Origin of the sequence: Adlercreutzia aquisgranensis, from assembly GCF_943193145.1 — a bacterium.
In the GTDB taxonomy this organism is placed as follows: Bacteria; Actinomycetota; Coriobacteriia; order Coriobacteriales; family Eggerthellaceae; genus Xiamenia; species Xiamenia aquisgranensis.
In genome coordinates, this window is the sequence record NZ_CALPDA010000004.1 from 87,835 (window position 1) to 106,109 (window position 18,275).

Annotated in this window: 15 protein-coding genes and 1 tRNA gene; all 16 read left to right on the forward strand. The window is 65.9% G+C overall.

The annotated features are described in order from the left end of the window. The first annotated feature begins 2 nt into the window (after positions 1-2). The gene (gene infB, locus NFR41_RS03380) at positions 3-2,774 is read left to right on the forward strand and encodes a translation initiation factor IF-2 (RefSeq protein WP_251230712.1); all 2,772 of its coding nucleotides are present in this window, start codon (positions 3-5) and stop codon (positions 2,772-2,774) included. Positions 2,775-2,923: 149 nt separating this feature from the next. After that, entirely contained in the window at positions 2,924-3,364 is a 441-nt protein-coding gene (rbfA, locus tag NFR41_RS03385) for a 30S ribosome-binding factor RbfA (protein WP_251230713.1), read from the forward strand. A 60-nt stretch (positions 3,365-3,424) separates the two neighbouring features. Continuing rightward, positions 3,425-4,441: a DHH family phosphoesterase gene (locus NFR41_RS03390; protein ID WP_251230714.1), complete on the forward strand. Its 1,017-nt coding sequence runs from the start codon at positions 3,425-3,427 to the stop codon at positions 4,439-4,441. Between the two features lie 10 nt (positions 4,442-4,451). Next, on the forward strand, positions 4,452-5,480 hold the full coding sequence (gene truB, locus NFR41_RS03395) for a tRNA pseudouridine(55) synthase TruB (RefSeq protein ID WP_251230715.1): 1,029 nt from the start codon (positions 4,452-4,454) through the stop codon (positions 5,478-5,480). After that, positions 5,458-6,381 (forward strand): riboflavin biosynthesis protein RibF, encoded by a 924-nt coding sequence (gene ribF, locus NFR41_RS03400; RefSeq protein WP_251230716.1) that lies wholly within the window; start codon positions 5,458-5,460, stop codon positions 6,379-6,381. Before truB ends, ribF begins: the two co-directional genes overlap by 23 nt. 156 nt (positions 6,382-6,537) lie before the next feature. Further along, a tRNA-Pro gene (locus tag NFR41_RS03405) sits at positions 6,538-6,614 on the forward strand. A gap of 235 nt (positions 6,615-6,849) precedes the next feature. Beyond that, complete coding sequence (locus tag NFR41_RS03410; RefSeq protein WP_251230717.1) at positions 6,850-8,130, forward strand: baeRF3 domain-containing protein; 1,281 nt, start codon at positions 6,850-6,852, stop codon at positions 8,128-8,130. A 120-nt stretch (positions 8,131-8,250) separates the two neighbouring features. Beyond that, a complete protein-coding gene (locus NFR41_RS03415; RefSeq protein ID WP_251230718.1) occupies positions 8,251-9,810 on the forward strand; it encodes an MATE family efflux transporter in 1,560 nt (519 codons plus the stop codon). Between the two features lie 162 nt (positions 9,811-9,972). Next, positions 9,973-11,895 carry an NADH-quinone oxidoreductase subunit 5 family protein gene (locus NFR41_RS03420; protein WP_251230719.1) on the forward strand — a complete coding sequence of 641 codons (1,923 nt, stop codon included), beginning with the start codon at positions 9,973-9,975 and terminating at the stop codon, positions 11,893-11,895. Between the two features lie 16 nt (positions 11,896-11,911). Continuing rightward, positions 11,912-12,799 carry an NADH-quinone oxidoreductase subunit H gene (locus NFR41_RS03425; protein ID WP_160212463.1) on the forward strand — a complete coding sequence of 296 codons (888 nt, stop codon included), beginning with the start codon at positions 11,912-11,914 and terminating at the stop codon, positions 12,797-12,799. Between the two features lie 11 nt (positions 12,800-12,810). Continuing rightward, complete coding sequence (locus NFR41_RS03430; protein WP_160212464.1) at positions 12,811-13,260, forward strand: NADH-quinone oxidoreductase subunit B family protein; 450 nt, start codon at positions 12,811-12,813, stop codon at positions 13,258-13,260. Further along, positions 13,257-13,823, forward strand: coding sequence for an NADH-quinone oxidoreductase subunit C (locus tag NFR41_RS03435; protein WP_251230720.1), 567 nt, complete (start codon positions 13,257-13,259; stop codon positions 13,821-13,823). Before NFR41_RS03430 ends, NFR41_RS03435 begins: the two co-directional genes overlap by 4 nt. Before the next feature lie 5 nt (positions 13,824-13,828). After that, positions 13,829-14,917, forward strand: coding sequence for a hydrogenase large subunit (locus tag NFR41_RS03440; protein WP_160212466.1), 1,089 nt, complete (start codon positions 13,829-13,831; stop codon positions 14,915-14,917). Positions 14,918-14,923: 6 nt separating this feature from the next. Beyond that, complete coding sequence (locus NFR41_RS03445; RefSeq protein ID WP_160212467.1) at positions 14,924-15,310, forward strand: 4Fe-4S dicluster domain-containing protein; 387 nt, start codon at positions 14,924-14,926, stop codon at positions 15,308-15,310. Between the two features lie 124 nt (positions 15,311-15,434). Beyond that, complete coding sequence (locus NFR41_RS03450; RefSeq protein WP_251230721.1) at positions 15,435-16,100, forward strand: CDP-alcohol phosphatidyltransferase family protein; 666 nt, start codon at positions 15,435-15,437, stop codon at positions 16,098-16,100. Beyond that, positions 16,093-18,270, forward strand: coding sequence for a VanW family protein (locus tag NFR41_RS03455; RefSeq protein WP_251230722.1), 2,178 nt, complete (start codon positions 16,093-16,095; stop codon positions 18,268-18,270). Before NFR41_RS03450 ends, NFR41_RS03455 begins: the two co-directional genes overlap by 8 nt. Positions 18,271-18,275: the final 5 nt, after the last annotated feature.

The following is an 18,275-nucleotide window of genomic DNA, read 5'->3' on the forward strand; positions in this document are numbered from 1 at the left end:
CCATGCCCAGCATGCGAGTCCACGAACTTGCCAAAGAGTTCGACATGTCCAGCAAGGAGCTGCTCGACAAGCTCCGCGAGATGAAGATTCCCGCGAAGAGCCATGCCAGCATGCTCGCCGACGCCTACGTCACCAAGATCCGCAAGAACCTCGAGCCCGAAATCAAGCAGCGTGCGGGGAAGCTGGAGGACGAGGAGGCCAAGCAGCTGGCCGAGGAGCAGGCGGCCGAGGCCGAGCGCAAGGCCGAGGAGGAGCGCGCCCGCCGCGAGGCGGTGGAGCAGGAGCGCGCGGCCCGCGAAGCCGAGCGCGCCCAGCGCGCCGAGGAGAAGGCCGCCGCGGCAGCCGAGGCCGAGGCGGCGGCCCCGGCTCCCAAGCCCTCCCATTTCCAGAGCCTGGCCAACCAGATAGAGAGCGAGAAGGAGCGCCAGGCCCGCGAGCGCGCCGAGGCCAAGGCGCGCCAGCGACAGGCGGCCCTGGCCAAGAAGGTGGCCGAGCGCCAGCGCGAGGCCGAGCGCACCCGCGCCGTCGAGGAGGCGCTGCGCAACCGCGGCCGCTCCGGCAAGTCGGTGGCCCATTCCGAGGCCGAGGCGTCTTCGGAGCCCAAGAAGGCGGCGCCCGTGCTCGGGGCCCGCAAGAGCGGCTACGACTCGCTTCTGGCCCAGATCGAGCAGCAGAGGATCGCCCTCGAGCAGCAGAAGCAGCAGCGTGCCGCCGATGCGGCCGGCAGGGGCGCGGGCAAGGGCGCCAAGAAGCACGGCAAGCGCCATGTGGAGCAGTACGTCCCCGAGCTTGAGGCGCAGATGCAGGCGTCGTCCTCCGACGACCGCTACGCGCAGATGGCCGTGCAGGCCGAGAAGCTCCAGCGCGACAAGGTGCTGGCCGAGGCCCGCGCCGCCGTGGCCGCCGCCTCGTCCCACGAGGGGGAGGGGCGCCGCAAGAAGCGCAAGGAGAAGCGCGAGGCCGAGGCCCGCGAGCGCATGGAGCTGGAGGCCATCGAGCGCGGGCTCGATCCCACGCTTGTGCTTGACGATTCCGTCGTGGAGATTCCCCAGGGCGCCACGGTGGCCCAGTTCGCCGAGCTTCTCGGCGTGGCCCCCAACGACATCGTCAAGCGCCTGTTCATGCTGGGCCAGGTGCTCACGCTTACCCAGTCCATGTCCGACGAGCTGATCGAGCTCATCGCAGACGACATGGGCCGCAAGGTGCGCGTGGTGTCTCCGGAGGAGGAGTACGCCGTCGTCTACCACGACTCCGACTCCGACCTGCTGCCCCGTCCCCCCGTGGTCACCGTCATGGGGCACGTCGACCACGGCAAGACGTCGCTGCTCGACGCCATCCGCCACACCGGCGTGGTGGCCAGCGAGGCCGGCGGCATCACCCAGCACATCGGCGCCTCCGTGGTCGAGATCGACGGCCGCCAGATCACCTTCATCGACACCCCGGGCCACGAGGCCTTCACCGCCATGCGCGCCCGCGGCGCCCAGGTGACCGACGTCATCGTGCTGGTGGTAGCCGCCGACGACGGCGTGATGCCTCAAACCGTGGAGGCTATCAACCACGCCAACGCGGCCAACGTGCCCATCGTGGTGGCCGTTAACAAGATCGACAAGCCGGGCGCCAACCCCGATCGCGTGCGCCAGGAGCTCACCGAGCGCGGCGTTATCCCCGAGGAATGGGGCGGCAAGAACATGTTCGTGGAGGTGTCCGCGAAGAAGAACCTGCATATCGACGACTTGCTGGAGACCATTCTGCTGCAGGCCGACGTGCTGGAGCTTCGCGCCAACCCCAACGCCGAGGCCTCCGGTTTTGTCATCGAGGCGAACCTGGACAAGGGCCGCGGCCCGGTGGCCACGGTGCTCGTGCAGCGCGGCACCCTGCACCCCGGCGACGTGGTGCTGGCCGGCACCTCCTACGGCCGCGTGCGCGCCCTGGTCGATCCCCACGGCACCCATGTGTCCGAGGCCGGCCCCTCCGACCCGGTGGAGGTTCTGGGCCTGAACAGCGTCCCCACCGCCGGCGACGAGTTCCGCGTGTTCGAGGACGAGCGCGACGCCCGCAAGCTCGCCGAGGAGCGCGCCCTGCGCGCCCGCATCGCCGAGCGCGAGACCAAGGCCCATATGAGCCTGGACGACCTGTTCAGCCGCATCGAGGACGGCAAGCAGACCGACCTGAACCTCATCGTCAAGGCCGACGTGCAGGGCTCCATCGAGGCGCTGCGCGACGCCTTCGACAAGATGGACCAGTCCGAGGTGCGCATCAACGTTGTGCACTCCGCCGTGGGCGGTATCACCGAGACCGACGTCACCCTGGCGGCCGCCTCCGACGCCATCATCATCGGCTTCAACGTGCGCCCCACGGGCAAGTCGCGCCAGCAGGCCGAGAAGGAGAAGGTGGACATCCGCCTGTACCGGGTCATCTACCAGGCCCTCGAGGACATCAACGCCGCGCGCGTGGGCCTGCTGTCCCCGGACATCGTGGAAGAGGACACCGGCATCGCCGAGGTGCGCGAGACGTTCAAGGTTCCCAAGGTGGGCACCATCGCCGGCTGCTACATCACCGAAGGCGAGATCCACCGCGACGACAAGGTGCGCATCGTGCGCGACGGCACCATCATCTTCGACGGCACCATCGCGTCGCTGCGCCGCTTCAAGGACGACGTCAAGTCCGTCAAGCAGGGCTACGAGTGCGGCATCGGCATCAACGGCTACCAGGACCTCAAGGTGGGCGACACCATCGAGGGCTACCGCAAGGTCGAGGTGGAGCGCACCGAGTAGCATGTGCGGGGCCGAGGGTAATCGCTGCGTTACTGTTCGGTTGCTCTTGGCCCTTGTTGCGCCTGATGAAACCTAAAGCGCTTAAGCTTGCGCTGTAGGCTTTCGTCAGGCGCGTTTTCGAAGCGCCCTAGAGGCAAGGAGGCATCACCATGAAGCAGAGCGCTGCCAACCGCAAGGTGAACGAGCGGGCTCGCGAGATCATCGCCCACATCCTTCTGTTCGAGATATCCGACCCCCGGCTCGACCTGGTCACCGTCACCGGCTGCGAGGTAAGCTACGACCGCAGCGTATGCAACGTCTTCTACACCACCGAGCCCGAGCGCTACGACGAGGTGGCTGCGGCGTTCAAGGGGGCGTCCGGCGCCATCCGCTCGCTCATGGCCAAGGACCTGGAGTGGCGCGTGGCCCCCGAGCTGCGCTTCCTGTTGGACAAGAGCGTGGACAACGCCGAGCGCATCGCCCAGGCGCTTATCAACGACCCGCTGCACGGCAAGGCGGACGACCCGACGGAAAGCGACGTGCCCGCCGATGCCGACCCGGCCGCCGACGAGCGGGCGGAGGCTTTCGAAGCGGGCGACGCGCAGGCTTAGCTCTTTCGCCTGCGCCCCAGAACCAACCGATCCGCCACAAGCGACAAGGAGCGCCCCTCTATGGCCCTGACGCCTCAATCGAACACGACCCTGCAAGCCATCGCCGACGTTCTTCGCGGGGCCGACGAGGTGGTTCTTGCGGGTCATGTGAGTCCGGACGGGGACTGCCTGGGGTCGCAGCTGGCTTTGGCGGCGGTCTTGCGGTCCATGGGCAAGCGTGCGGTCTGCGTTCTCGCGAAGGACGAGCCAATCGACGCCAACCTGCGGTTTCTCCCCGGGGCGGCCGAGCTTGCGCCCGCATCTTCCTACGAGGGCGCACCCGACGTGTTCGTGGCCGTGGACGTTCCCAACGCCGATCGGTTGGGCGAGGCCGCCGCATCCATCCTGAAGTGCAGCCCTGCGAGCGTGACCATCGACCACCATGCCGCGCCGCAGCGCATGACCGAGCTGGCCTACGTCGACCCGGACAGCCCTTCCACCACCATGCTCGTGTGGGAGCTCGCCCGCGAGCTCGGCTGCGCCGACTGCTTGGTTGCAACGTGCTGCTACACGGGGCTCGTTACCGACACCGGGCGATTCCAGTACCAGAACACCCGCGTCGGCGCCTTCGAAGCCGCGGCCGAGATGGTTCTTGCCGGCGCCGACCCTTCGGCGGTGGCCACGGCGGTGTTCCAGAACCGCTCTCATGCCTCTATGCGCTTGGAAGCCCTGGTGCTCGACCGCATGCTGTTCGGCGCCGACGGCCAGCTGGTGCTCAGCTGGCTTACGTTGCAGGATTTCGAGACGGTCGGAGCGGTAAAGGCCGACGCTGAGCCGCTCGTGAACTCGCTTCGCATGCTCTCCGGCGTGCGCATCGCCTGCATGCTGAGGGAGCAGGCCGACGGTATTCGCGGCAGCCTGCGCGCCAAGGACGACACCGACGTATCCGTCATCGCCCGCGCTCTGGGCGGCGGCGGCCATAAGGCGGCGGCGGGTTTCACCCTGACCTGCGCCATGGACGAGGCGGTGGGGAAGGTGGCTGCGGCTTTGGAGGGCATCCTGGCCGTCGGCTCGCCAGGCTCTGAGCCCCGGGCTTAAGGAGGGCGGCATGAAGCGCGGAAGCTCCGGCCTTTCCCTGGTCGCCGCCGTGGACAAGCCCTTGGGCCTCACCTCCCACGACGTTGTGGCCCGCTGCCGTCGTATCTTCGGCGAGAAGCGGGTGGGGCACACGGGAACCCTGGACCCCCTGGCCTCCGGCGTGCTTCCGGTGTGCGTGGGTCCGGCAACGCGTCTGGCAGCCTATCTGACCGCCGACGACAAGCTCTACGAGGTGGCCATCGCTTTCGGCGCCTCGACGGACACCGACGACGCCCAGGGCGCGGTGCTCCATCGCGGCAGCGTTCCGGAGCTTCTGGAGGACGAGGGGTTCGCCCAAACGCTGCTTCACGGGCTGCTCGGCCGCTCGATGCAGCTGCCTCCGGTGTACAGCGCCATCAAGGTCAACGGCACCAAGTCCTACGAAGCAGCACGGAAAGGCCAGGTCATCGACTTGCAGCCGCGTCCCATAGAGGTTATGTCGGCCCAGCTTCTGGGTATCGGCCTGGTGGCGGGGGCGCAGGACCACGAATACCTGTCCTGGCGCGTGCTCTTCCACGTGTCGAAGGGCACCTACATCCGCAGCCTGGCGCGGGATATCGGGCTGAAGGTGGACTGTCCGACCCATGTGGCCCAGCTTAGGCGCATGGCGGCCGGCGGTATCACCTTGGACGACTGCGTTTCCCTGGAAGCGCTCGAGCGTTTGGGAGAGGGGGCGGCGATCGACCCGGTGCGTAAGCTGGGGCACCGGTTCTTCTACGGTGCCGACGGCATCGCCGAGCGTATCTCCCATGGGTCGCCAGTGCGCGCCGGTGACGTCCAGCTGTTCGATTACCTGCGGCGCAGCGCCTCGGAGCAGCTGTGCGCCTGCACGTCTGGCGTACGCGAAAGCTGCGCGCCGCCTTCCGACGGGGAGCTCTTCTCGGTCGTTTCGGACAACAAGCTCCAGGCGATCTACGCCTACGACGAGGGGCGGGGCGCCTACCTTCCCGAATGCGTGTTTCAGATAGGAGTGAGCCGTGGCTGCGATATACACCGTTGACGAATCCTTCGACCCGGGCATCTTCGAGGGCGCATCCTGCGCGTTCGGGGTGTTCGACGGAGTGCACGTGGGCCATCGGTTCCTCATCAACGCCACCAAGGACACGGCGTCAAACTCTGGCGGCGCCAGCTTGGTCCTGACGTTCGACATCGATCCCGACGAGGTGTTTCGGCCGGACAGCCTGAAGAAACTCATGACCAACGAGCAGCGCATCGCCATGCTGGCCTCTACGGGGGTCAATGCGGTGGTGGTGCTTCCCTTCACCAGCCGCTTCGCCTCCTCGTCGCCCACGGCCTTCCTTGCGCGCACCTTCGGCGACCGCTATCCGGCCTACCTTCACGTGGGCTATGACTTCCGGTTCGGGTTCCATGCGTCGGGGACCGTTGCCGACCTGCAGGCGTGGGGACAGGCCGCCGGGACCCAGATCGTCGCCCATGAGCTGAAGAGCGAGGACGGGGCGCCTGTGTCGGCCACGCGCATCCGGGGACTGCTCGCAGCCGGCGCCATCGAGGACGCCAACCGCCTGCTCGACCGGCTGTACTTCGTAACCGGCGAGGTGCAATCCGGTCGCGGCGAAGGGGCCGACATGGGGTTTCGCACAGCGAACCTGCTGGTCCCCGAGAGCCTTCGCGTTTTAGGGGAGGGGGTGTACGCGGCCTATGCCTGGGTGGACGGGTGCCGCTACAAGGCTGCGGTCAACGTAGGGGTGGCCGCCACCTTCGCCGACGTCGCCACGGCCACCGTCGAGGCGCACCTTCTGGATTTCGAGGGCGACATCTACGGGCGCACCATCAAGGTGGAGTTCGCGAACTGGTTGCGGGAGAACCGCCCCTTCGACTCCATGGAGGAGCTCATCGCCACGGTGAAGGGCAATATCGCCTGGGTGCGCGAGAACCTATAGGCTTTCCCAGCGCCCCGGTTCCGGCGAGGGCTGCTTCATCGTCGGACGGGTAGGGCGGCGTGAAGATATTACAAATGCCGGTATTTTCCGCTTGCATGACCGGGTGACTACGGGTACTATAGTCAAGCTGTTTCGGGGCAGTCCGAAATCGCACAACGGGTTGTGGCGCAGTTTGGTAGCGCACTTGACTGGGGGTCAAGGGGCCGCAGGTTCAAATCCTGTCAACCCGACCAGCTTGCATCGGACCGGAGGCGAAAGCCTCCGGTCCGTTCCTTTGCACGGGCCGGCATCTTCGGGGTGTCGGCCCGTTTTCGGATTGCGTCCCGGCAACGGAATGCTGACGAGGGGCAATCGAAATCGCGGTGAAAAACATGAGTCGTTTGTCCAGGTATATCCTCTTATCAGCGGAACCCAGGGTGAGCGAGGGGCTTCCGCGCCATGGGCTTTTATCGATAGGAGGTTCTCATCATGAATCCTGATGCGAAGAAAGAGCGGCTGGAAGACGAGCACGTACCGCAGACCATCCATATCGCCAGCGGAATCGGCAAGGATCTGTACGAGGCGGCCGAACCGCCCTACGTGTCCATCTACCTGCCCGTGCATCATGATACCCGCGCCGGGGGGCGTACCTGGTGGGACGAGATAGCCTACAAGGATGCCGTCAAGCTGGCGATGGCCGACCTTGGGCGCGATTACGCCCGCGAGCAGTACAAGGGCATTGCGGCGCGCTTGGACTACCTGGAGCATCATCCCAACTATTTCACCTGGGAGAACACCCAGGGGACCATCGCGTTTCTGGTGAGCAACACCGACGTGTACGTATACATGCTCAGCATCCAAACCGACAAGCCGCTGGTGGTGGTGGGCGACGAGTACTACATCAAGCCGCTGGTTCGTCGCTACGAGCACGACCTTCACTACTACGTGCTCATGCTCTCCAACGACCGCTTCGGCTTCGTGGAGGGCAGCAAGGACTCCCTGCGCCGGCTGCCCATGCCCGTCATCGACGAGAACGGCATACCCCACCAGGTGGAGGCCGACTTCTCCGAGCCCTTCGCCAATTCCGAGGAGAAGGCCGACGACCCGCATGCGGAAGCCGGGGCGCTGGACTACGCCACGTTGGAAGGCCATATGAGCGCCTACCATGGATGGCTCTCCAGCAACGAGGTGAAGCAGGAAGAGGGCGAGAAGTTCTTCCGCTACGTGAACTGGGCGGTGAGCAACTCCTTCAAGCTGCACGACCCTACGCCGGTCATCATCGCGGGCCTTCCCAAGCAGCAGTCCGAGTTCCGGCGTATCTGCACCATCCACGACGTGGTGGAGCAGGGCATCGAGAAGGATCCGGCGGGACTGGACTACCCGACGCTGCTGGCCGACGCCGTGGGAATCATGGAAGGGCTTCGCGATCAGAGGCTCTCGCAGATGAAGGAGCGCTTCGACTACGAGGAGTCCAAGGGCAAGGCGTCGGCCGACCCGGTGTCGGTGGCTCAGGCCGTCTTCGACAAGAAGGTGGCAGTGCTCATGGTGGCGCGCGGCAAGTCGCTGCCCGGCTCCTACGATTTCGCCGACGGATCGGTGCGCTTCGATGCCGACCCCGACGTCGCCGACGACAAGCTCTACGACACCGCCGCCCCCGACGTTGCCGACTCCCTGGCCCAGGCCGTGCTCAAGCAGGGCGGGGAAGTGGTCGTGCTGCCGCCCGATCAGATGCCGGCCGAGTCCTCGGTGGCGGCGATCTACCGCTACTAGGCTGTCGCGGCCATGCGCGGCCGGACGAGCGTCGCCCGGTTGTGGAGGCTCGCCGAACCGATGACGATGCGCCCGAAAGCCTGTTGACTGCTTTCGGGCGCATCTCTATGCTGGGGAATCATGAAACGCATCGAACATACGAAACCGCATGCCGAAGCGCCCGTCGCCGCCGTGGACGCCTCGTCATGCGACCAAGCCGAGCAGGCGGCCATCGTCGACGCCATCGACGAAGCGAACCCGGCCGGACCGCTGGCGCCCGAAGCCGACGCGGCGCGCGACGCGGCTGAGGCGAAGATCGCCCGCATGGGCACCGAGAACACCTTCAAGCTGCTGCTGGAGTTCTCCATCCCCGCTTTGGCCGGCGTGGCCGTGCAGATGCTCTACAACATCATCGACGCGGTGTTCGTGGGGCATGCCGTGGGCGCCAACGGCTTGGCGGCAACCACGGTGGCAAACCCGTTCATGATGGCCATGGTGGCCATCGCCATGCTGGTGGGCGTGGGCGGCAACGCGCTGTGCGCCATTCGCTTGGGGGAGGCCCGCAAGGGCGAGGCGGAGCGTGTTATGGGCAACTCCTTCACCCTGCTGCTCGCCGCATCGTTTCTCATCTGGGCCATCACCGCCCTTGCGCTGGAGCCTATTCTGCGCCTGACCGGAGCCGATGACGTCATCATGCCCTATGCGGTGGATTTCGTGGTGGTGCTAGTGGCGGCCTGCCCGCTGCAGAGCATCGCCTTCGGCATGAACAACTTCATCCGCACGGCGGGGCATCCCAACCGGGCGCTGGGCAGCATGCTCATCGGTACCGCCTGCAACGTGGTGCTGGGCTACCTGTTCATCGTCGTGTTCCAGTGGGGCATGCGCGGAGCGGGCCTTGCTACGGCGCTGTCGTGGCTGGTGTCGGCGGTGTTCGTCATGGAGTTCTTCCTGCGCAAGGGGTCTCCCATGCCCTTGCGTCGCCGCAACCTCGCCGTTTCCTGGCGCATAGGGCTCAAGGTCGTGGTGCTGGGCATCGCGCCGGCTGTCACCGAGCTGGGTTTCGCCGTGTCCGCCGCCCTGGAGAACAACTTGCTGTCCTTTTACGGAGCCGCCGACCCTCTGGGCGTGGACGGCGCCTTGGCGGTCATGCGCGTGCTCGCCTCCGTGGGCATGATCACCTTCATGCCCTCCATGGGCATCGCCACCGGCGTGCAGCCGCTTATCGGCTACAACTACGGGGCGAAGAACTACGCCCGCATGAAGCGGGCTCTCTTCCAGGCCATCGGTCTGGGGGCGGCCATCTCCACGCCCCTGTGGCTATCCGTCATTTTCTTCCCGAACGCCTATGCAGGTCTGTTCGGGCTGCCCCAGGAGTACATGGCCGAGACGGGGTGGGCGCTCATCCTGTACCTGATGTTCACGCCGGTGCTAGCCATTCCCATCATCGGGTCGAACTACTTCGACGCGACGGGCCAGGCGGTGAAGGCCACCGTCCTCACGCTGACGCGCCAGATCCTCTTCCTCATACCGCTTCTGATCGTCTGCCCGCAGGTGCTTCCCTCCTTCACGCCGCTCACCCCGGTCGAATCCGTGTGGTTCGCGCCCTCCATATCCGACCTCACGTCCACGATCGTCGTAGGCGCGTTCCTTCTCGTGGAGTTTAGGCGCCTGCGCAAGCTCGAGCGGCAAGCGGGCGTCTAGGGGCGGCGAAAGGGATGCCCGGCTCCCTTTTACCGAGCAATGGCCCCTTGAATCACGGCTTTCCTGCGAACGAAGCGCTCTCTTTAGTAAAGTAGCCTGAAGAAAAGGAGCCGCTCGGCCCCTTCGCTTTTTAGGCTATCGACTCGCAGGAAGGGAGCCTTCGTGGTACTCATCGGGTTTCTCATTCTGGCCCCGCTTGTCTTCGCCGCGCTTCTCCTGGCGGTGCGAAACAACAAGGCCCGCAAGGTTATCGTGTGCGCCGGGGCCGCGCTCGTTGCCGCAGGTTCGCTGGTGCTGGTGTGCTTGGGCACGGGAACGCGCGGAATCATGTTCACGTTCTACTCGCCTGTGGTGGACTACGTCTGCATGGCCTTGAGCGTGCTCATCGCCGTCTGCATCCTGGTGTTCGGCTTCCGCTACAAGAACGTGGCGGCCATCGTGCTGGCGCTTGTGCAGGTGATCGGCTCGCTCGTGTTCGAGATCGCCTTCGCCCACAGCATCGTGATCACCGAGTGTCTGTACGTCGACTCGCTGTCCCTGGTCATGACGTTCATCATCGGCGTCATCGGCACGGGTATCTGCGTGTACGCCCTCGGGTACATGGACGACTTCCAGGCCCACGAGCCCGAAGGGGCGCCCGACCGCCGGCCGCTGTTCTTCGCGCTCATGTTCGCGTTCCTCTCGGCGATGTACCTCATCGTGTTCTCCAACAACATGCTGTGGTTCTTCACCGGCTGGGAGATCACCACGCTGTGCTCGTTTCTGCTCATCGGCTACACCCGTACCGACGAGGCGATCAGGAATGCGTTTCGCCAGATAATCATGAACCTCATCGGCGGCATCGCGTTCCTGGTGGCGCTCTACGCCATGGCCATCACCTTCGGAACGCTGTCCTTAAACGAGCTCATCGCCGTGGGTCAGGCCTATCCGGCCCTGGTCAGCCTGCCGGTATGCGCCCTAGCCATCGCCGGCATCACCAAGGCCGCGCAGATGCCCTTCCATACCTGGCTTCTGGGAGCCATGGTGGCTCCCACGCCCACAAGCGCTCTGCTCCACTCGTCCACCATGGTGAAGGCGGGCGTGTTTCTGCTGGTGAAGCTGGCGCCCTTGTTCGCCGTGTGCCCGGTTCCCTCCATCATGACGGTGCTGGTGGGCGGGTTTACCTTCGTGCTGTGCTCGTTCATGGCCATCTCCCAGAGCAACGCCAAGCGCGTGCTCGCCTATTCCACCATCGCCAACCTGGGGCTCATCGTGGCCTGCGCCGGGGTGGGGACGCCCCAGGCGGTGTGGGCCGCGGTGTTCCTCATCCTGTTCCACGCCATCGCCAAGAGCCTGCTGTTCCTGTGCGTGGGCACCGCCGAGCACCATATCGGCAGCCGTGACATCGAGGATATGGACCTGCTGTTCCAGCGGATGCCCCGACTGGCGCGCTTCATGATGTTCGGCATCATGGTCATGTTCATCGCCCCCTTCGGCATGCTGATGGCCAAGTGGGCCACCCTCGTGTCGTTCATCTACGCGGGGCAGATCGCGCTCATCGTGCTGCTGGCCTTCGGCTCGGCGGCAACCTTCATGTTCTGGGCCAAGTGGCTGGGCAAGCTCTCCGGCATCGCCGGGTCGCCGCAGAACGTGGAGCGCACGGTGCACCGCAGCGAGTGGTTCGCGCTGTGGCTCATGGTGGCGCTGGGCGTGGCCGCCTGCGTGGCCATGCCGGCCATCTCGACGTTCTACGTGGAGCCCTACCTTTTGGGCGTTTACGGCGCCTTCGGCCAGGACATAGCCGAGACGAACCTGTGGCTGGCGTCGCTGTGCTCGATTGCCGTCATCGTGGTGCTGTTCGCCGGGGTCGGCCGCAAGGGAACCGCGAAGCAGGCGCCGGTGTATTTGGCCGGCGTTTCCGCGGACAACGGGCAGCGCGTTTTCAGAAACTCGCTGTCCGGCCAGACCGAGGCCGCCTCGCGCAACCTCTACCTGGACGAGCTGTTCGGCGAGGGCCGCATACGCCGGGTGGGCGAGGCGGTATGCGCGCTTCTGATCTGCGTCGCCTTCGTCGGGTGCCTTGCCGGCATGCCCATCCTGTTCTAGAAAGGACGTGTGCTCCATGGATCTGTTCTACGTACTCGTCGGCACCGTCGTTTTCGCCGTGGGCGGCCCGGTGCTCGGCTGCCTGCTCGCCGGCATAGACCGCAAGGTCACCGCCCGCATGCAGGGCAGGGTGGGCCCGTCCCTTCTGCAGCCGTACTACGACGTTCGCAAGCTGCTGGAGAAGGACCGCGTGGCCGTGAACTCCTCCGAGGAGGTCTACGTGGCGACGGCGCTCGTGTTCACGCTTCTCGCCGGCGGCATCTTCTTCAGCGGCGGCAACCTGCTGCTGTGCGTCTTCGTCGTCACGCTGTCTGCGCTGTTCTTCATCGTGGCCGCTTGGTGCACGCGAAGCCCCTACGCCGAGGTGGGCGCATCCCGCGAGACGCTGCAGGTGATGGCCTACGAGCCCATGGTGCTGTTCATGGCCATCGGCTACGCCTTGGGCATTGCCTCCATGACGGGATTCCTCTCCTTCGACGTGAGGGCCGCATTCTACATGCCGGCCCCCGTGATCTTGAGCAACGTGCTTGTCTTCGCCGGGCTGCTGTTCGTGCTCACCATCAAGCTGCGCAAGTCCCCCTTCGACCTGTCCTACTCCCACCACGCCCACCAGGAGCTGGTGAAGGGCGTCACCACCGAGATGAGCGGGCGCACCCTGGCCATGGTCGAGATCATGCACTGGTGCGAGAACGTCCTGTTCTTGGGCTGGGTGGGCCTGTTCTTCATCTGGAACAGCGCAGCGTCCATCCTGCTCGCCCTGGCCGTGGTTGCGGCGGTGTACTTTCTGGAGATCTGGATTGACAACAACTTCGCCCGCGTGAAGTGGCAGGCCATGCTCAAGGGGGCATGGGTGGTCGCCTTGGTTGCCGGCGTGGTCAATATCGGCGCGTTCGTGGTTCTGTAAGGAGCGTGGCAATGGCATTCGCATCGAAATCACCGTGGGTGATCCACTACGACGGCTCGAGCTGCAACGGCTGCGACATCGAGGTGCTCGCCGCTCTGTGCCCGGGCTACGACGTGGAGCGCTTTGGCATCATCAACACGGGCAACCCCAAGCATGCCGACATCTTCCTGGTGACCGGTAGCGTCAACGAGCAGAACAAGGCGGTCATCAGGGAGATCTACGACCAGATGGTGGAGCCCAAGGTGGTTGTGGCCTGCGGCATCTGCGCCTGCACCGGCGGCATCTTCCACGATTGCTACAACGTGCTGGGCGGCGTCGACTCCGTCATCCCCGTAGACGTGTACGCGCCGGGATGCGCGGTCCGCCCCGAGACCATCATCGATGCGGTGGTGCAGGGCGTGGCCGTGCTGGACGAGAAGTCCAAGGCACTCAAGAAGAAGAGGAAGGAGGCGGCGCTATGACGTTTCAGAGCCAGTTCGTACCGCTGAGCATCGAGGAGCTGCCCGCGCTGGCCGTCCGCTGCAAAGACGACGGATGGCGCTTCGTGCAGATGCTGGCAGTGGCGGTGGAGGACGGCGTGAACCTGGTCTACTCCTTCATGAAGGACGGAGTCCTGGTCAACCACGAGATCGCCTCTGTCAAACCGGAAGACCACGTGCCCAGCATCACCGATACGTTCCTTGCCGCCTTCGTGTTCGAGAACGAGGCCCACGACCTGTTCGGCGTTCAGATCGACAACATCGCCATCGATTTCGGCGGCCATTTCTACGCCGTGTCCCAAACCTCGCCCATGACGGTGATAAGCCCCGCTCAGAAAGAGGCGCGGGAGAAGGCGAGGAAGCTTCCCCCCGCCAAGGCGGCCAAGGAGGCCAAGGCGGCGAAGGAAGGCAGCGAGGCCAAGGCTCAGGACGGGGAGGATGCCGAGCTGGAGGCCAAGCTAGCGGCCATGGACCCCGAGAAGGCGGCGAAAGTGCGCGCGGCCATGGCCGCCAAGGCCGCGAAGGCGGAAGGGAAGGAGGCCTAAGCGACATGGGCAAGCAGACTATCATCCCCTTCGGCCCGCAGCATCCCGTGCTGCCCGAGCCGCTCCACCTGGACCTGGTGGTTGAGGACGAGAAGGTCATCGAAGCCATCCCGCAGATCGGGTTCGTGCACCGCGGCCTGGAGAAGCTGGTGGAGACCCGCGACTACCAGCAGTTCGTCTACGTGGCCGAGCGCATCTGCGGCATCTGCGCCTTCGGGCACTCCATGGGCTACGCCGAGACGGTGGAGCGGCTCATGGGCGTCGAGGTGCCCGAGCGCGCCCAGTACCTGCGCGTCATCTGGCACGAGCTCTCCCGTATCCACAGCCATATCCTGTGGCTGGGCTTGGCGGCCGACGCCTTCGGCTACGAGAGCCTGTTCATGCACTGCTGGCGTCTGCGCGAGCGGGTGCTCGACATCTTCCAGAAGACCTGCGGCGGGCGCGTCATCCTGTCCGTCGTGAAGGTGGGCGGCGTGGTGCGCGACATCGACGTGGCGCAGCTCAAGCACATCCTGGACGTGCTCGAGGGCCTGCGCGCGGAGTACGAGCAAATCTGCCGCGCTTTCCTGAAGGATACCTCGGTCAAGAACCGCACCGTGGGCGTGGGCTACATCAGCACCGAGGATGCGCTCGGCCTGTCCATGGTGGGTCCCTTCGCCCGAGCGAGCAACGTCGACTACGACGTGCGCAGCCTCGGCATCGGTGCCTACGGGCAGCTCTCCGACTTCCAGCCCATCGTCTCGTCCGACGGCGACTGCTACGCGCGCATGGAGGTGCGCACCCGCGAGGTGGTTCAGTCCATCGAGATCATCAAGGAGATGATCCTTCGCATGCCCCAGGGCCCCATCGCCGTGGACGTGAAGGGCGCCCCGGCCGATGGCGCCGAGTCCTCCATGGTGGTGGAGCAGCCGCGCGGCGAGTGCTACTACTACGCGCGGGGCAACGGCACGAAGTACCTGGACCGCATGCGCATGCGCACGCCCACGTCGCAGAACCTGGCCGGCATGACCGTGGCCCTGGCCGGCTGCGATTTGGCCGACGTGAACACGATCATTCTGACCATCGACCCGTGCATCAGCTGCACGGAAAGGTAGGCACCGATGGGAGTTATGAAGCTGGCCGGCATGACGCTTGCCGGGCTTGTAAAGCAGCCCGAGACCATCCAGTACCCGGCCGAGGAGAAGCCTGCGATCCCGGGGCATAAGGGTCGGGTGACCGTAGACGTCGCCCAGTGCATCCTGTGCGGCATCTGCCAGAAGCGCTGCCCCTGCGGCGCCATCGCGGTGGACAAGGCATCCCGCAGCTGGACCATAGACCGCTTCCGCTGCGTCCAATGCGGAAGCTGCGTGCGGGAGTGTCCGAAGCATTGCCTGACCATGGATCCCGCCCGACCTGCTGTGGCGGCCAAGAAGCATCTCGACAGCTTCGAGGTGCCCGAGCGGCAGAAGACGAAGGCATCGGCGGCGAAGGAGAGCGCGCAGTCCTGACCGCGGTTCAGAATGCTTTCCCTTTGACGAAAATGGCGTGAAGGAGCCTTCCTTGCGGCGGTGAGGGCGGTGGAGCTGGTACAATGGCTCATCGCAATCATACGAGCGGAAGGCTTCTTTTTTCATGGAACTCCAAGGGCAGACCGAAGATACGACGGACGGGAACGAGGTGGTGGACCGCGTTTTCACCGCTGCCAACGTCATCTCGTTCGTTCGTCTGTGCATGGTACCCCTTTTTCTCGTTCTGCTGCTCCAGGGCCACGGCATCGCGGCTACGGTCGTGTTCGCCCTGGCCGCCTCCACGGACTTCCTCGACGGTCAGGTGGCCCGCAGGACCCATACCGTTTCGCGTTTGGGCCGCCTGCTCGACCCCGCCGTGGACCGGCTGCTCATGATCGCGGGCGTGGTGGGGCTGCTTATCGTCGGGCGCTTGCCGCTGTGGATCGTCCTGCTGGTTCTGGGGCGCGATCTGGCCCTGCTCGTGGGCGCCGCCTACTGCCTGCGGCGCTGGGGCGCGCGGGTCGACGTCATCTTCGCCGGCAAGGTGTGCACGACGCTTCTGTTCGTCGGCTTCGCAGGCCTGCTGCTCAACATGCCCCTGCTTCCGGGGCTCGGCCTTGTCGACGCATCCTGGCTCCCCGGATTCGGCGTCCAGAGCGTGTCATGGGGCATCTGGTTCATCTACGCGGGCCTGGTTTTGGGGGTGGCGACCACTGCCTATTACGTTCGGGCCATGCTTCGCGCGATAGCGCAGGCGAAGTCGCGTCCTTCGGAGGAGCGCCATGGCTGACGCTTCGGGAAAGACCCCCCAGGCCCCCCGGTCGCGTCCGACGGTCCGCAAGCAGGCGACCCCGCGGTCGCGCAGCGGTTCGGCCTTGTCGCCTGCCCATCGCGGCAGGTGGTTCGCGCTTGCCGGCGCGGCGGCCTGCCTTCTGCTCGTAGCGGTGGCTGCGGTGCTCCTGTCGAACGGAGCCGATTCGCCGGCTGCCTCCATCAGCGGGCAGCCGCGCATCGCCCAAGGCGTGTTCGTTGGAAGCGTCGACCTTTCCGGGAAGAGCGAGGCGGAGGCCGTGTCGGCCATCGAGGCCGCCTACGGTCCGTCGCTGAAGTCGGCGAGCGCCGTTGTCTGCGGCAGCGAGGAAGCCCTCGACGCTGTGCTGCCCGCTTCCGGCGAAGGCCAGCCTGCCCAGGGGAGCATCGCCGCCGAGCAGATGGAGGCGTCGTCTTCCGGCAGCCCGGATGACCTGACGTGGACGGTGACGCCGGCCGACCTGGGCGGTTGCGTCGATGCGGCGTCCCTAGCCCGCGACGCTCTCGTCGCGTCCGGGTACACGGCCGACGAGGCGACCGGGACGTGGCAGGGTAGCAGCGCCGTGGCCAATGCCGGCGACCGCGGCAAGGTGGTCTTACAGCCCTACTGCGCCTTCGATCCCGAGCTGCTGGAAGAGTTCGCCGAATCGCTGGACGAAAGCCTGGGCACCGGGTGCGTCGAGACCTCCGTCGTGGTCAGCGACGGCGGCGCCCGCGCGGTGGAGGGAGCGCCGGGCACCCGCGTCGACCGCGGTATGCTTTCCCTCGAGCTCAGCTTCGCCTTCCTGGACATCTACGGAACCAACGCCTTCGTGGTCTCCGTCGAGGACGCTTCGCCGAGCGTCTCCCTTGCCGATGCGCAGCAGGTTGCCGACGAGGTCACCCGGGCGCTTCACGGGGGAGCCGTCTTCACCTGCGAAGGGGCTTCGTGGAAGGCCGGCGCATCCCAGCTGGGGGATTGGGTCGACGTGGTTCTCGCGGCCGACTCGTCGGGTAAGGCGTACCTTCGCCCCGTCGTGGACGAAGAGGCCATGGCGCCCGCGCTCATCGCGAACCTGGCTCCCGGAAGCGAGGCGGCCGCGGTGAGCTTCTCGGTGGCCGACGACGGATCGGTGGGGGTTTCCGTGCGGGGAGCCACCCATTACCCCAACGCCCAGCACGCCGCCGAGCTCTTGCAGGAGACGCTGTTCGGCCAGAACGGCAAGGCGTACAGCGCCGACGGGTCCCAGCAGGCGGAGGACCCGGCGCAGGTCGAGGTCGAAGCGCAGGACGCCCCCGAGAACCTCACGTTCGACGAGGCGGTGGCAGCCGGCCTGGTGCAGCGCATCTCCACGTTTACCACCGAGTTCAGCACTGTGCCCGGCACCGAGAACCGCAACCACAACATCGCGTTGGCCTGCGAGCTTCTGAACAATTCCGTCGCCAAGGCCGACGGCGGGCGCTGGTCGTTCAACGAAACCGCGGGCAACTGCAACGCCGAGCGCGGGTTTTTGGACGCCGGGGCCATCGTGGACAACGAGTACGTCGCCGAAGTGGGCGGCGGCATATGCCAGGTTGCCACCACGGTGTTCAACGCGGTGTACGAAGCGGGCTACCCCGTGGTGAGCCGCTCTAACCACTCGCTCTACATCGCCAGCTACCCCATTGGGCGCGATGCGGCCGTAAGCTGGCCCGATCTTGATTTCGTCTGGGCAAACGATACCGACAGCGACGTGCTGCTGCGGGCGGAGTCGGGAACGGGCTACCTGACCGTGTCGCTCTACGGCGTGAGCCCCCGCTACAGCGTGTCCACCGAGACGGGGGACTGGCAGGAGGGCCAGAAGCACGAGACCCGCCGCGAGCGGGACGACACTCTGGCCCCGGGGACGAGCTACGTGAAGACCTACGGCAGCGACGGCAGCCGCGTGTCGGTGATTCGGACCGTCTACGCTGCCGACGGCTCCATGGTCCGGCAGGACAATTTCGTTTCAAGCTACGCTCCGATTACCGAGGTCGTTGTCGAGGGCCCCGACGCTCCCGACGAGCCGAAGGACGCCGGGAGCTCGGGCGAGGGAGCCGCCCAGAACGGCGATGCTTCGGGCGCGCAGCCTTCGTCGTCTTCGTCCGACGGCCAGAGCCAGCCAGACGACGCGCAGAACGTTTCAGGGTAAGGAGG